Annotated in this window: 15 protein-coding genes, 1 other RNA gene and 1 pseudogene; 9 read left to right on the plus strand and 8 right to left on the minus strand. The window is 37.7% G+C overall.

What is annotated here, in order from left to right; genetic code table 11:
* Positions 1-265: 265 nt before the first annotated feature.
* Positions 266-751, minus strand: a complete 486-nt coding sequence (locus ASC84_RS08030) for a hypothetical protein (protein WP_056513440.1) — start codon at positions 749-751, stop codon at positions 266-268.
* A gap of 76 nt (positions 752-827) precedes the next feature.
* Positions 828-1,061, minus strand: coding sequence for a hypothetical protein (locus tag ASC84_RS08035; protein WP_056513443.1), 234 nt, complete (start codon positions 1,059-1,061; stop codon positions 828-830).
* Between the two features lie 286 nt (positions 1,062-1,347).
* On the opposite strand from ASC84_RS08035, the gene ASC84_RS08040 reads away from it, so the two are divergent.
* Genes ASC84_RS08040 through ASC84_RS22900 form a run of 4 tightly spaced genes read left to right on the plus strand, consistent with a single transcriptional unit; the run spans position 1,348 to position 2,303 of the window.
* Positions 1,348-1,590 (plus strand): hypothetical protein, encoded by a 243-nt coding sequence (locus tag ASC84_RS08040; protein WP_056513446.1) that lies wholly within the window; start codon positions 1,348-1,350, stop codon positions 1,588-1,590.
* On the plus strand, positions 1,590-1,886 hold the full coding sequence (locus tag ASC84_RS08045) for a hypothetical protein (protein WP_056513447.1): 297 nt from the start codon (positions 1,590-1,592) through the stop codon (positions 1,884-1,886). Before ASC84_RS08040 ends, ASC84_RS08045 begins: the two co-directional genes overlap by 1 nt.
* Entirely contained in the window at positions 1,873-2,133 is a 261-nt protein-coding gene (locus ASC84_RS08050; protein ID WP_056513450.1) for a hypothetical protein, read from the plus strand. The genes ASC84_RS08045 and ASC84_RS08050 overlap by 14 nt, the downstream gene beginning before the upstream one ends.
* Positions 2,130-2,303: a hypothetical protein gene (locus ASC84_RS22900; protein WP_171252532.1), complete on the plus strand. Its 174-nt coding sequence runs from the start codon at positions 2,130-2,132 to the stop codon at positions 2,301-2,303. Before ASC84_RS08050 ends, ASC84_RS22900 begins: the two co-directional genes overlap by 4 nt.
* On the opposite strand, the pseudogene ASC84_RS08055 reads toward ASC84_RS22900, so the two are convergent.
* Both ASC84_RS08055 and ssrA read right to left on the minus strand, forming a co-directional pair.
* Positions 2,300-3,452 (minus strand): annotated as a pseudogene (locus ASC84_RS08055) (tyrosine-type recombinase/integrase). The gene ASC84_RS22900 and the pseudogene ASC84_RS08055 sit on opposite strands and share 4 nt — an antisense overlap.
* A gap of 193 nt (positions 3,453-3,645) precedes the next feature.
* Positions 3,646-4,004, minus strand: a transfer-messenger RNA (tmRNA) gene (gene ssrA, locus ASC84_RS22235).
* 130 nt (positions 4,005-4,134) lie between these two features.
* Between ssrA and glpK the strand changes: the two genes are divergently transcribed.
* Positions 4,135-5,616 (plus strand): glycerol kinase GlpK, encoded by a 1,482-nt coding sequence (gene glpK / locus ASC84_RS08060; RefSeq protein ID WP_056513453.1) that lies wholly within the window; start codon positions 4,135-4,137, stop codon positions 5,614-5,616.
* A 76-nt stretch (positions 5,617-5,692) separates the two neighbouring features.
* Here glpK and def read toward each other — a convergent pair whose 3' ends face one another.
* Positions 5,693-6,172, minus strand: coding sequence for a peptide deformylase (gene def, locus ASC84_RS08065; protein ID WP_056513456.1), 480 nt, complete (start codon positions 6,170-6,172; stop codon positions 5,693-5,695).
* A gap of 204 nt (positions 6,173-6,376) precedes the next feature.
* Between def and ASC84_RS23205 the strand changes: the two genes are divergently transcribed.
* Positions 6,377-6,580: an amino acid transport protein gene (locus ASC84_RS23205; protein ID WP_081409335.1), complete on the plus strand. Its 204-nt coding sequence runs from the start codon at positions 6,377-6,379 to the stop codon at positions 6,578-6,580.
* Positions 6,581-6,768: 188 nt separating this feature from the next.
* A complete protein-coding gene (locus ASC84_RS08070; RefSeq protein WP_056513460.1) occupies positions 6,769-8,043 on the plus strand; it encodes an MFS transporter in 1,275 nt (424 codons plus the stop codon).
* Here the strand turns inward: ASC84_RS08070 and ASC84_RS08075 are convergent.
* From ASC84_RS08075 to pnuC, 3 genes are all read right to left on the minus strand, one after another.
* Complete coding sequence (locus ASC84_RS08075; protein WP_056513526.1) at positions 8,040-9,182, minus strand: GGDEF domain-containing protein; 1,143 nt, start codon at positions 9,180-9,182, stop codon at positions 8,040-8,042. The genes ASC84_RS08070 and ASC84_RS08075 overlap by 4 nt on opposite strands.
* Positions 9,183-9,907: 725 nt before the next feature.
* On the minus strand, positions 9,908-10,204 hold the full coding sequence (locus ASC84_RS08080) for a hypothetical protein (RefSeq protein ID WP_056513463.1): 297 nt from the start codon (positions 10,202-10,204) through the stop codon (positions 9,908-9,910).
* A 19-nt stretch (positions 10,205-10,223) separates the two neighbouring features.
* Positions 10,224-10,808: a nicotinamide riboside transporter PnuC gene (pnuC, locus tag ASC84_RS08085; protein ID WP_056513466.1), complete on the minus strand. Its 585-nt coding sequence runs from the start codon at positions 10,806-10,808 to the stop codon at positions 10,224-10,226.
* A 966-nt stretch (positions 10,809-11,774) separates the two neighbouring features.
* On the opposite strand from pnuC, the gene ASC84_RS08090 reads away from it, so the two are divergent.
* Both ASC84_RS08090 and ASC84_RS08095 read left to right on the plus strand, forming a co-directional pair.
* Positions 11,775-12,419, plus strand: coding sequence for a YqiJ family protein (locus ASC84_RS08090; protein WP_056513469.1), 645 nt, complete (start codon positions 11,775-11,777; stop codon positions 12,417-12,419).
* Between the two features lie 30 nt (positions 12,420-12,449).
* Positions 12,450-14,156 carry a flotillin family protein gene (locus ASC84_RS08095; RefSeq protein ID WP_004723634.1) on the plus strand — a complete coding sequence of 569 codons (1,707 nt, stop codon included), beginning with the start codon at positions 12,450-12,452 and terminating at the stop codon, positions 14,154-14,156.
* The last annotated feature ends 279 nt before the right edge of the window (positions 14,157-14,435 follow it).

The raw sequence follows: 14,435 nt of genomic DNA on the forward strand, positions 1-14,435 counted from the left end.
TAGAAGTTTTGATTAAATAGCTCTCATGCCTTATTCATTTCACTCAAGTACTTCCCATCCAGTGCAAAAATAGACTCAACAAAAAGCCCTCGATCCAAGTCACAACCGTACACATCAAAATAGCTTTTAATATCCGCAAGAGTTAGTGAGTCATAGAATCCACCTCCCTGCGGAAAGGCAATAAAACGTCGAGCTTTTGAAATTAAAATAAAGGCTTTGATGATGTGATCTGCCGTGAAACTTGGTTCTAATCGCTCAGGTGGTTTTATGCCGAGCTTTTGGTAGACTTCTGCGGTTTTTTCTTCGCACCATTTGATGTTTCTTTGTTCGTAGTGCTTGAGGACTTTCCCACTTCATCAGCAATCTCTTCAGTCTTAGAGTCATGGATCACTTTAGCCTTTTCCATGATGAAGACAATAATTTCAAGTGATTGCTTCGAGCTTGTACAAATCAGTTCAGCATTTTGTTGGCTGTATTCGATTGGCTTTTTATCTTTACCAACTAAACCCACCCAGCCGAGCAATAAATGTGAAACAGCACGGTTAAAACCTAATTTGGCTTTAACCGCTCCTTCATCTGTAACGGCCTTAATGCCTGCAAGCTCTTGCTCAGCTTGAATCCCATTGAGTTCAAGTGAACGCTGAAACGATGGCTTATCAATACTCGCAATGAGTAGTTTCACACCCTCTTTAAAATCAAACCATTCTTGAACGTATTCAATGGACTTCTGTTCTTCGATTTCAATTAACATGATTAAGGCCCCGCAACTACAGGAATACGTGTAAGAGTCGGTGCAACATCCGCGACTGTGAACGAGAATTGGGTAGTTAATACATCACCAGCACCACCACCACCACTTGGCAAAGGTGCAGATACTTGAACCTTAGGTAGTTTGCCTGATCTAACTCAGCCTGTCGGGATTGATGACCTGCTTGATATGCGTCATAACGTTCATCAATAAATTGTGAAGTATAAAAATCATGATCAGCACTATAAAAAGTTGAAGCTTTACGCCCAAAATTTGAATATTCAGAGTCAAACCATTCTTCAAACTTATCCATACTCATTTCCCTATCAACCATCCCAAAAAGACACCAATAGCCATACAAATTAGGCAAACAATAATTGCTTCAAACTTATCCATGACGTTCTGCCTCCAAATCCTTGACAATCGTACTCGGGCTAACGTGATTGCGAATGTCGCTACAATTGTCTGATTCAATCCTCTTAACTAAATTAGAAATTGGTCTATTATTCGAGGCGGATTGCCAATGAATGACATTGAATACAAGGTAATTGAAAAAGATACCTATATTCCGCAATCACCTATTTACCGTGGTCGTCGAGGTGAATCATGACCCTCCTAAAACTTTACTCAACTTTAATGGCGTGGTGGTTGTGATGGAAAGAAAACCTGTTTTAGTCGGCTTGAAAAACGGTCGAGTAATAGCCTTATCAATTGACACATCAAATGAAGAACGTCTTTCATTTATTGAAAATGGCTGTGACTCAGTGATTTTGATGCCTGAAAATTCCGATGTACCTGATTTCAAAGTTGAATATGAAATTAAATTTGTAAAGGTGGCGTGATGGATATTAAAGAACAGTTTGAAGAACTAGCTATAAGAATTGGTTTTGATATCTACGAAGAAAATGCCGAATTCTTTTATGCAGAAACAAGAATGGCTTTTGAGCTATTTCAAGCTGCCAAATCCCAAGCCACCCCTGAAAGGTTTGTACTAATGCCAATTAAACCGACTGAAACAATGGTTATGGCAGTGGCTAAAGAACATGAAGGTGATGCTTTTTTACCATATAGCCTTTACGACGCTTTTGTTAGGCAAGCAATGATCGAAGCACAGGAGCAAAGTCATGAACTGGATTAGGGTTGATGAAAGATTGCCTGATGTTGAGCCAAATACCGATGGTAAAGCATGTGCAGTAATTGGAGAAAGTGGAAATATTTACCGCGCTCGTTGGATGCATGATTTAGATGATGTTGTAGATACCAAGTATTGGTCTGAATTCACAATAGATCATATAGGCAGGGAAAATGAGCATTATGAAATTAATGAAAAAATAGTTTGCTGGATTGAATTGCCGGAAAAAGAAGAAAAGGAGCAAGGTTTATGAAATGGTACTCTATGACGCAAGTAGCGAGTGAATTGGGTGTGTGTCTAAATACTTTCAAAAAATACTATTTAGAGAAGTACCCACCTGATCAGGAGTTTGGAGTTCAAAAGAAATATACAGCTTCAACTTTGCTAAGGATGAAAAAAGAAATATTAAAGGAAGGCGCTTAATTAGCGCCTTTCATCCAACGATCAACTTGTTCTGAATACCACTTCATCAACTCTACCCTCTCATCCCAATATTCAGCTCTGTTGTAGATACCGCGAATACGATCTTTGGGAACGTGTGCAATTTGGTATTCAATTACATCAGGTCTGAATAGTTTTGAGTTATTTGTGTGGGTAGAGAATAAAGATCGAAAACCATGTGTAACCATCTGCCCTGCATAACCATTTCGCTTAATGATTGCTAAAATACTTTCAGATCGGACATGCTCACCAGGATTGCGAGTGTGCTTAAAAATATATCCATTATCTGTCTTATGATCATATAGTTCTTTAAATAGCGTGTAAGTTTGATCAGTCAAAGGTACAACATGATCTCTACGCATTTTCATTCGAGATGCTGGAATCACCCACTGTCTATTTTCTAAATCTATTTCGCCACTATCCCAACGCGATTGAAGTAACTCAGAAATACGAACGGCTGTGTAACATGCGAGTTTAAGTGCGTGTAACAGTTCTGGTGTAACATTGCTATGTGTTACACGGTTCCAAAACTCAGGCATCTGTTCTGCATCAAGACTCGGCATATTACGAACGGTTTGCTGTGGGATAACATCAGAAATCAAAGTACATGGATTTTTCTGGGTATAGTCTGAAGCAATAGCAAAGTTAAAGATTTCATTTAGTAATCGAAGTGAACGTTTTGCGGTTTCTAGTGTTCCCTTATTCACGATTTCTTTTACTTTCTTAACGATTATTTTTCTATCAACTTCATCAATCGGCTGGTTTTTAAAATCTTCAGTAATATAGTTCAATCTATAAATAACTGTATCTATGTACTTTTTACTGGACCAACGCGGCGTCATCAGTTTAAGCCATTCTTCAATCACAGCATTTACGGATGGTGAATTTAGCATCTTCCCTTGTGCTTCAGCTTTACACTGACGAGCTAACTGGCGGGCATCTTTGCACACTAGCTCAGGGTATTCACCTAAATTCTTTCTAGTCTGTTTTCCATTTACTCGGTATGAAACGATCCATTTCTTTTTACCTGTAGGTAATACATCAAATGACAAGCCCTCACCATCTGCAAGTGAATATCTCTTTTCTTTTCGGTTTTAAAGTTAAAGCTTTTACTTGTGAGTCTGAAAGCATAGTTCACCCGTTACACGCGTGTCACACCTGTGTAACATCATATAGTGATAGTGCATGATTTTCAGATAGTGCCTGTATATGTCTATGATAGAAATTCAGGCATTAAAAAAGCCCTGAAACTGTTAAATTTCAAGGCTTTATTAAGTTTCATGATACATCGTATAACTAAGTGACAGATCATGATTTACAAATTTGGTGGAGATGGCGGGAGTTGAACCCGCGTCCGCCAACACTACACTCGAGAATACTACATGCTTAGATATCGTCAATTATTTTAACATTAAGTGACCCGACGAACAGGGTACAAAACGCGATCCTCTAAGTTTAGTATAAAGCCCCGAGGCTTGACTTTATACGGACTTGTGTGCGTGCGCTACAGTCGGGTCCACTGACCACAAGTATTCAGTGAAGCGGACAAGCTGCCCTTAGGCAGCTAGAGCGTAAGATTCGTCGTTTGCGACTAAAATATGCAAATTTGATTTACGAGAGAAAATGCGCTCTCGGCATGCATCTATGAGCTTCATCATCGGCGTCGAAGCCAATAACATCCCCAGATAACACGGCCATCATAACATAATTGTTGCAAATTAAGCAGATAATTCACTACATTTATATCAAATGATGCGCCTAGTTCTATAATTGCGCTACTATCACTATTTTTCAAGGGACAAATATAAAAAAGATGAGCTATTTACTCTCACTTGATCAAGGAACGACCTCTAGCAGAGCAATTATCTTCGATGAGCATGGAAAGGTATATGCCTCTGCTCAGCGGGAAACCCAAATTAGAACCCCACATTCGGGCTGGGTTGAGCAAGATGCGATGGAGATTTGGACCACACAAATCACCGTTGTACAACAAGCAATCGCATCGGCAAGACTACTAGCCAAAGATATTAAAGCACTTGGTTTAACCAACCAACGTGAAACTACCGTAGTCTGGGATAAGCGAACAGGTAAACCACTTGCTCCTGCCATTGTGTGGCAAGACCGACGCGCTACAGACTGGTGTAATCAGTTAGTTCAAAACAATTTATCTGAAAAAATTCACAAAAAAACAGGATTAAGAATAGATCCTTATTTTAGTGCTGGAAAACTGGTTTGGTTATTGGAAAATGTACACGGCTTAAGAGCGCTTGCTGAACAAAATCATGTGGCATTCGGTACAGTCGATAGTTGGTTGATTTGGAATTTAACCCAAGGTTCAGAGCATGTCATCGAAGCAAGTAATGCTTCACGCACCATGCTGATGGATTTAAAAACACAGCAATGGGATACTGAATTAATTGAATTATTTAATATCCCAGCGAGTGTTCTGCCTAAAATTATCCAATCCGATTGTTATATTGCCAATACCGCCACAGGGCTTCTTGGCGCGGAAATTCCAATTTGTGGCGTATTAGGTGATCAACAGTCTGCACTCTTTGGGCAATCATGTTTTGAAGCTGGAACAGCCAAAAACACCTATGGGACAGGCTGTTTTATGCTGTTCAATACAGGAACAGATATTCAATATAGCAAAAATAAATTACTCACCACCTTAGCATGGAAGTGCCAAGACCAATCTCATTATGCCTTAGAAGGCAGTGTATTTATGGCTGGTGCGATTGTGCAATGGTTAAGAGATGGTTTAGGAATTATCAAAAATAGTGCTGAAGTTGAAAAGTTAGCTTGCCAAGTTGACACTACAGATGGTGTCGTTTTGGTTCCAGCCTTTACAGGTTTGGGAGCGCCACATTGGGACAGTGAGGCACGTGCTTTACTCTGTGGAATGTCACGTGGAACCAATAAATCACATATTGCCAGAGCTGCCTTAGAATCCATTGCATTCCAAGTTTCAGATGTATTAACTGCAATGCAATCGGATATCGCACAGCCCTTAAAACAATTGCGTGTGGATGGTGGCGCAAGCCAAAATGATATGCTAATGCAATTTCAGGCAGATATTTTAAATGTACCTGTGCTACGCCCTAAACTTTTAGAATCTACCGCTTGGGGTGCTGCTGCATTGGCAGGATTAAAGGCAGGTGTTTTTAATAATCTCAGTGAAATTTCCGAATCTTGGCAATTAGATCGCGCTTTTGAGCCGAAGATGAGCGCAGACCAAAGACAATATCACCTAAGCTTATGGAATGGTGCTTTGCAACGAGCGAAGTCCAATTAACAAAATCCAATTAGCAATTCTACGTAGAAAAGCTTGGCTAAAATTAAAGATAAATTTTTAGTCAAGCTTGCTCAATTTAAAGTCTTTCGACAAACAGTATCCCATTTAAATGGTCAATTTCATGTTGCACAATACGTGCAGGAAAACCATGAAATTGCTGGATAATCTTTTCGCCAGTCAGCGTGAAAAATTGTACAGTAACTGCTTCAGCACGAGCCACTTGCCCTCTTTCATTGGGCACACTTAAACACCCTTCCTCTCCCAAGATGGTCTGTTCAGACTGCTCTAAGATTTCAGGATTAATCATTGTGATTGCATCCATTTCAGGTGCGTCTGGATAGCGTGGATTCGCTCTTGAAGCAATAATAATCACCCGTTTAGAAACATAGACTTGTGGTGCGGCGATCCCAACACCATTACGCTCTAACATGGTGGCCTGTAAGGCCTTGGATAATTCGTTTAGCCAAGTACTTGAAAACTCAGCTTCAGCCACAGGCGCTGCAATTAATTTTAAAACGTCTTCACCACGTTGGGCGACAGGTAACACGGCACTCATTATCTTGTACCTTGATCAAATGTAAATTGAATAAAGATGAGTTTAGCATTTGAAATACGGTTTCCAATTCAATTATTGTGCAAAAGTATGTAGGTTATGTACAAATGAATTTCTATTTACCCAAGCCAAATGACAGCTTGTCTTTTAAGCCATTTTTAATCATGATCGTGTAAATAACAACCGTCCAGTCTATCGTTGAAAATAATGAATACAGCACCCCTATTCTTAGGCTTGATCTTTAGCTCAATTGGCTTAGGCTATTTTATCTATGGGAAAAAGCAGAGAATGAATATACCTTTTATCTGTGGCATCACTTTGATGATTTTTCCTTATTTTATTGAAAATACAATGATTATGTCTGTATGCGGCATTATTCTGAGTGTTATCCCGTGGTTAATTCGCATGTAAGTGATCAATATTTAAATCTATTAGAATCTACCTTAGCGCAACGCTTTTAAAGCAAAAATGGTTTTTAAATCGCCTCTATTACCTATAAAAATAAGTAGAATGCATAAAAATAAATATTGATTTTTTAAGTAAAAAATAGTCAATTAAAATGATTACATTCAATATCTCTTTTAAGGCATTGCATCATCATGGACGAAAAATTGGGCCTCAATAAGGAAGCAAAAAGAACGCTTGCATTGTCTTCTCTGGGCGGTGCGCTCGAATTTTATGATTTCGTCATTTATGTATTTTACGCAAAAATCATTGCTGAACTATTTTTCCCTAGTTCTTTAAGTCCTTTTTGGGCAATGCTGAATACTTACGGAATTTTTGCCGCAGGATATTTTTTCCGTCCTTTAGGTGGCGTGATCATGGCGCATTTTGGTGATCTCGTAGGACGTAAACGCCTATTTAGCTTATCCATTTTACTGATGGCACTCCCCACTTTGTTCATCGGTCTAATGCCAACTTATGCAGACATTGGCTTAGCTGCTCCACTGCTACTGTTGTTGATGCGCGTGGTTCAAGGCATTGCGATTGGTGGAGAAATTCCCGCAGCATGGACATTTGTTTCAGAGCATGTACCAACAAAGAAAATTGGTTTTGCCAATGGTTTGCTTACCGCTGGTTTGTCACTGGGAATCTTACTGGGCGCTTTGATGTCGCTGTTTATTTCGCTTAAGTTTAGCGAAGCAGAAATCCATGCTTGGGCTTGGCGTCTCCCATTTATAGTCGGTGGAGTTTTTGGATTAATTGCCTTATATCTAAGGAGTTATCTGAAAGAAACCCCTGTATTTAAAGCGATGCAGGCGCGTAAAGAACTCTCAAAAGATCTACCCATCAAGCAAGTTTTGGCATCCCATAAATCTGCCGTTGTCATTGGAATGCTGTTTACTTGGTTTTTGACCGGTTGTGTTGTGGTGATTATCCTATCTACCCCAAATTTACTGACCACCACCTTTAACTTTCCACGTGCGGATGCATTTCAAATGCAAAGCATGGCAATTCTGATGCAAATGTTGGGTTGTATATTGGCAGGTCTGCTGGCTGATCGTTTTGGTGCTGGGCGCGTAATTTGTTTGGGATCGCTCAGTGTGGCAATCACTGCAGGTCTTTTTTATTACAGTTTAGGTCATGCTGCTCATTCAACCATCTTCGGATTGTACATGTTGCTTGGACTATTTTCTGGCACAGTCGGTGTGGTTTCCTATAGCTTGGTCAAGATGTTTCCAGCTCCAATTCGCTTTTCAGGAATATCATTTTCATACAATGTTGCATACGCAATTGCAGGTGGCTTAACTCTGCCATTGGTCCAATGGCTAAGTTTATATCGCGATATTGGTGCCGTGTACTATATTGGTGTGCTTTGTCTAATCACCCTTATGACAAGTGTAGTTTATCGCAAAAAATTTGAAATAGTTTAACGGCGTTGTTTGTATCCGAATGAATGGGTAAGTTCTACTTCAAAGAAATGACAAACCTGATTGCGCCCATTCTTTTTTGCCAGATATAGGGCCTGATCAGCCTGACGAATCAATTCTTTTTTTGTTGCTAAAAAAGGGTTTGTTGATACTGCAACACCAAAACTTGCCGTCACTTTGATCGTCTGTTGATGATCTAATCGAATTTCTTCTTTTTCAATTGCTTGACGGCATCTCTCAGCAAGCCTCAGCGCATTTTCTAATGCACTGTTACTCATTAAGATAATAAACTCTTCTCCCCCAAATCGCCCAACGACATCTTGCTCACGAATATTTTCAGTCAAAATTTTTGCGACCTGTTTTAAAACAGCATCCCCAGTATCATGCCCATACTGGTCATTAACACTCTTAAAATAATCTAAATCTAATAACACGATCGCAAAAGAACTTTGCTGCTGTTTTAATAATTCAATATTCTCACCAATCCTACGACGATTATAAATGCCTGTAAGTGGATCCAGAACGCTAATTTGCTGAATCATTTGCTCTCTTTTGCGCCATTGAATTAAAAGAACCTCGAATAAAACCAGACTTGCAAAAAAAATCGGAATATAAAAATACAACATGCAAAACACCCAAAATGTATTTTTATATAGCGACATGGATTGTAAGTGTTCACTAAAAATTGGAGCATACGTCATTTTATTCGACAGGCTTAATCCAAGGCTGATCAACATAAAACAAGTGATTGGAATAACGATTAGATACACCACTTTTCGTTCGAATAATACCAGCGCCACTGTGACTAAGCTGACATAACCTGCACTTGATGCTGGGCTAAAAATTCCGATGCAATGTGCGCCAAAAACAAAGATAAGACCAAAATATGCAACGGCTATATACGGTATTATTATTTCAAAAATAGCAATTTTACTTAAAGCACGAATAATAAAAATCAGTGCAAAAAAACCCAGTGCAGCAAAAGATAATAATTTCATATAGGTTGGATAAAAATCTTGATTAATCCAAGCTTGTAACTCAACTTGACTGTTGCTAAAAAACCACCAGGCAATCCACGATAAAACAGCAATACCTCCCAAGAGGAGCACAAGGCTACACTTCTTAAGATTACTCCAATTCATGATCATAACATCATGCGTGAAGTGTTCCGTTGAGGACTGTATTGCCGTTCTATGTTTTTGTTCCATATAATAACTATTCCATAAAATTGTGAATTTCTATCCGTTGTTTTATTTATCTGTATTGACCACTTAAATATAACACTCTAGTAATTTTATGTAAGTGTATTTCAAAAATATAGATTTTTATTCTAAATAAACCTTAAGGTGAGGATATTAATCCTTTATATTATTTACAAATATTTTCCAAAGAACAATCATTTTATCACGCTTATTTTATCAATTTTAACTTTAAATTTTTCCTAATATTTCAATAAACAAAGGGATTTCTCTTACATGCTTTGGCCGAATGGAATTATTTTTTATTTTACTGGCGATATCCATCAAACTTTAGCCTATTTGGACATATACGCTGAGTTGGATACAAGCACTTTTAAAATAAGATTTGTCGCATTTATCGTTAATTTACTCTAATGTATTTTTTAATTTAAATTTTAACATTCTAAAAAATTAATTTAGGCTGAATCCAAACTTGAAATATCCAATTAGACTGGCCTGAATCTCTGTATTGATTGTCATACTGTTTTAAACTGCACACAATCAATATTGTCATTTAAATTCAATGCCCAAATCACTTTGTCATCACCATCCCAAAATCATTGGGATTCAGTTTTAAGCTTGATTAAAATAAAATAATCTTTTCAAATGCTTAACAAAAAAACTTGGCTTTATATTTTTTTATAAACTCTGATATTTTTACTGTTAAATTTTAAACCGATAGAAGTTGATTGAATTTCTATATTAAAAATCAACTCTCTATATTTGATCTGAACACAAAATTCTTCTGCACCATCATCCAAACCAGAAGTGCTCCAAATTGTGCCCTGTGGGAATTGATCTAACCATTGGGCTTTGTAAAAATCAGAGACTGAATCAAAGTCGAGATATTGCTCAGGTTGGGCCATGATTTTTTCAACAAGTTCTTCAAACTTTTGTTTTTGTGTTTGAACAAAATCAATAATCATGGCAGTCCCTTAAATGATGTTAAATTCCTTTATACATGCTCGCCGATTGTTTCTTTTTGACCTGTTCCCATTGCCACCATCCAAATCCAGCCAGTCCAACAAACGCCGCATATAAAGCAGCTGTTAGGAATAATTCTTTATACATAAACATCCCTACATAGACGATATCAACAAAAACCCAAAGTACCCAAGTCGCAATATGTTTACGGCTGGTCCAATAGGTTGCCAGTAAACTAAATGCAGCCAATTGAGAATCTAACATAGGCAAAGCAGCATCGGTAAAATAGTGTAGCGATAACCCAAATACTCCCCCTCCAACAGCAGCGATGATTATTTGCAGGATCACTGTTTGTACAGCAATGGGCTCTATTCGAATCTCTTGATCTTGCTGCTTGCCTTTTAGCCAGTGATAAAAGCCATAAAAATTCACCACCATAAAGAACACTTGTAAGATTGTTTCACCATACAATTTGAATTCAAAGAATAAATAGGCATATAAAACAAAGGCAAAGAAGTTAAATACCCAACACCACATATTTCGCTTAATCGTCAATGTGACACCAATAATACTGATAATAACCGCGAATATTTCTAATGGTGACATGGTAAAAAACTAATCAAGACAGGAAAGGCTATTATGAAAAAATACGGCATGATTGCAAGCAAAACCAGAACTAAAATTGAGAACGGAATCTTTAATATAATTTTTTGAATTAAAATTCACAAAAAATACTGTTGTCCTGCTTTTTCGAATAGTAGTTATGATAACAATATAAATTCCTTAAAAAGTGAATAATTAGCTTTAAATCACAGTTTATGGCGTATCGATTTTTAAAATCTTAATTCTGCTTCTCAATCAGCATACTCAAACATGATGCAATATAGGAAGTTGAGTTCAATACAATAGACTAATCAGCACTTTTGAAAGCTGTAATTTAAGCTTTGAACTATAGCAAAATTAACTCAAATAGCGGATAAAAACTGTCTCGTTTACATTAAAAAGCAGAGAAAAGATTGATCGGGGAAACGCAGCGCAAAATTTATTTATTTTAAATAATATGTTTAAAAACATTGATTAGCATATTGTTTTTAGTTGATGTTGTTCACATTTTAACCATGTTTACGAGATTTAACACTTGTTTACGTGAATACCAATGAATTTACAGAGGGGAACCTCTACTATCAACCTTAAGTTATGAACAATCCCCAAAGTTCATAACATTTCTCCTTAACCGAACTGTGAAAGCAGATTCGTTGTTCTACGCAGTGATCACCCCAATCATTGCGTATTTTTTTGTCTTCAGTTCCCTCTGTAAACTCAATCAGTTATAAGGAATAGTTGGCTAAAATGCAAGCATTACTTTTCAAGCAATTTTCAAAATATAAAAGAATATATTAAATTATAAGATATTGATTTTAATTAATATCGTAAAATATTTTGTTGCAATACTACGACAAAACCGATAAACTTAATTTATTAATTGAATTAACTGATGATCATTTAATTATTCAGTTCAAATTAAAAATTTTATTTATAAAAATGCGCAACAATAATTTTGAGTAAAACAATATGTGGGAATTATTTACACACTCATCCAACTTACTGTTTAGTGTCAGTCTGTGCCTGATGTTTTTATTGGGTATTGTGGAGTGTTTACTCCTTATTATTGGTTCAACCTCTCAAGGTTTCTTAGACCAGTTTATTCCAGATCAACTGTTAGAAACCCACCATGCGAATCTAGACATCCATACAGATCACAATCTTTTAGTGCAGCTGTTAGATTGGCTCTATCTTGGCCGTGTCCCCGTCTTGGTTTGGTTGATCATTTTTCTGACTGTTTATGCGCTATTTGGTTTTATTGTGCAAAGTATATTTTTCAATTTCACTGGAAATTATTTTTCAATTTGGCTGATTGCGCCAGCCAGTCTTTTTTTATCTATGCCGATTGTTCGAGTGTGTGCAGCACTCGTTGCAAAAATTTTACCGAAAGATGAAACCACTGCGATTCACAGTGATGAACTGATTGGGCGTACAGCTCAGATTATTTTAGGTGAAGCAAAACAAAACTACCCTGCACAAGCCAAAGTCATCGATCAATTTGGACAGACACATTATATTTTGGTTGAACCAGAATTAGATGAAATCTTTCAACAAGGTCAAAGTGTGATTTTGACACAAAGAACAAAACTAGGCTTTCAAGCAACGCCACTTTAATTTTTCAATAACAAACCTGGGTATAATAAAATGTTGAATTCAAACTTATATCAAATCCTTGTTTTAGCAGGCATTATATTGGTGGCACTGATTGTCATCGGGGTTATTATCGCCCGCCTGTATAAACGCTCAAGTAAAGAAGTTTCTTTTGTCCGTACTGGTTTTGGCGGTGAAAAAGTCATTTTAAATGGCGGTGCAATTGTATTGCCAGTTTTACATGAAGTGATTCCCGTCAATATGAATACCCTTCGTCTTGAAGTCAAACGTGCCACAGATCAAGCACTAATTACTCGTGATCGTATGCGAGTGGATGTGATGGCTGAATTTTATGTACGGGTTAAACCAACCGCTGAATCTATTGCGACAGCTGCCCAAACCTTGGGTAAAAAAACCATGTCTCCACAAGAACTCAAAGACTTGGTGGAAGGTAAATTTGTAGACTCACTGCGTGCTGTTGCCGCTGAAATGGCAATGGAAGAGTTACATGAAAAACGGGTTGATTTTGTTCAGAAAGTTCAACAAGTGGTTTCTGAAGATCTATTTAAAAATGGCTTAGAATTAGAAACGGTTTCACTGACAGGTTTAGACCAAACCAGTTTTGAATATTTTAACCCTCAAAACGCTTTCGATGCAGAAGGTTTAACCAAACTGACTGAAACCATTGAAGACCGCCGTAAAAAACGCAATGACATTGAACAAGACAATGACTTAGCCATTAAAGCAAAAAACTTAGAAACTGAACAAGCACGCTTGCAAATTCTACGTGAAGAAGAATATGCAAAACTTCAACAAGAGCGAGAAATTGCCATTCGTAAAGCTGAGCAATCAGCAGAAATTGCAACACAAGAAGCCGCAAAAAAACGTGAAGCAGAAGAAGCTCAAATTGCTGCTGAACGTGAAGTCGAATTAAAGCGTATTGCGTCTGCACGTGATGTTGAAAATGAAAATATTCAAAAAGCGCAGTTGATCCAAAAAGCCCAAGTCGAACAGAAGAAAACCATTGAATTGGCCGAGCAAGATCGTGCGATTGCAATTGCTGAAAAATCACGTGCTGAATCTGAAGCCAAAGCGTTGGCTGACCAAGCACGTGCACAAGCGGTAAAAGCGGAAGAAGAAGTGACAACTGTTCGTGAAACTCAGCGTGCAGAGCGTTTAAAAGCCGTTGAATTGGTGGCTGCAAAGCAAGTCGCTGAAACAGATGCTATTGCGATTACCGTAGCAGCAGAAGCAGCTAAACAAGCAGCAGCAGATGATGCTGAAGCAGTCCGTATTGCAGCACAAGCGGATGCTGAAAAAATACGTTTAAAAGCCAAAGGTGAAGCAGATGCAAAAATGTTACTTGCTGCGGCACAAGAAAAGCAATATCAAGTTGATGCTGAAGGTACGCGTGCAGTCAATGAAGCCAATAACGTGCTTTCAACAGAACAAGTTGAGATGCAAATCCGATTAGCTTTATTGAAATACTTACCTGAAATCATTCGTGAAAGTGTTAAACCAATGGAAAATATTGATGATATCAAGATTCTTCAAGTCAATGGTTTAGGCGCTATGGCAGCTTCAAATGCAACAGGTGAATCTGGTGAACAAAATCAAATTGCTTTGTCTGATCAAGTGGTCAATAGTGCGCTGCGCTATCGTTCTCAAGCCCCACTGATTGATAGCTTAATGAATGAGTTAGGCATTAAAGGCGGTGATATTAATGGTTTAACGCAATCCTTAAAACCAAGCAATGACTAGGGTCTGTTGACAATTCGTCTTGGTTTGCGACTACGTGTGTTTTTTAGGCGATACTAGGCGCGAAATACGAAATTTAGTTATTCTAAATGATGAATAGTCTCGCTATTCTCATTCATGCTTTACGACGTATACGTCTCATGCTCAATTTTAACCTACAACGCAAGCCATTTATGAAATGTCTACAGACCCTAATAGAACTGACCTCATATTCCCTTAATTACCAGCCTCTGTCATCAGGGGCTTTTTATTGGATGGATTTTTATTCATGATCTAATACAC

Origin of the sequence: Acinetobacter sp. Root1280, assembly GCF_001425285.1 — a bacterium.
Lineage (GTDB): Bacteria > Pseudomonadota > Gammaproteobacteria > Pseudomonadales > Moraxellaceae > Acinetobacter > Acinetobacter guillouiae.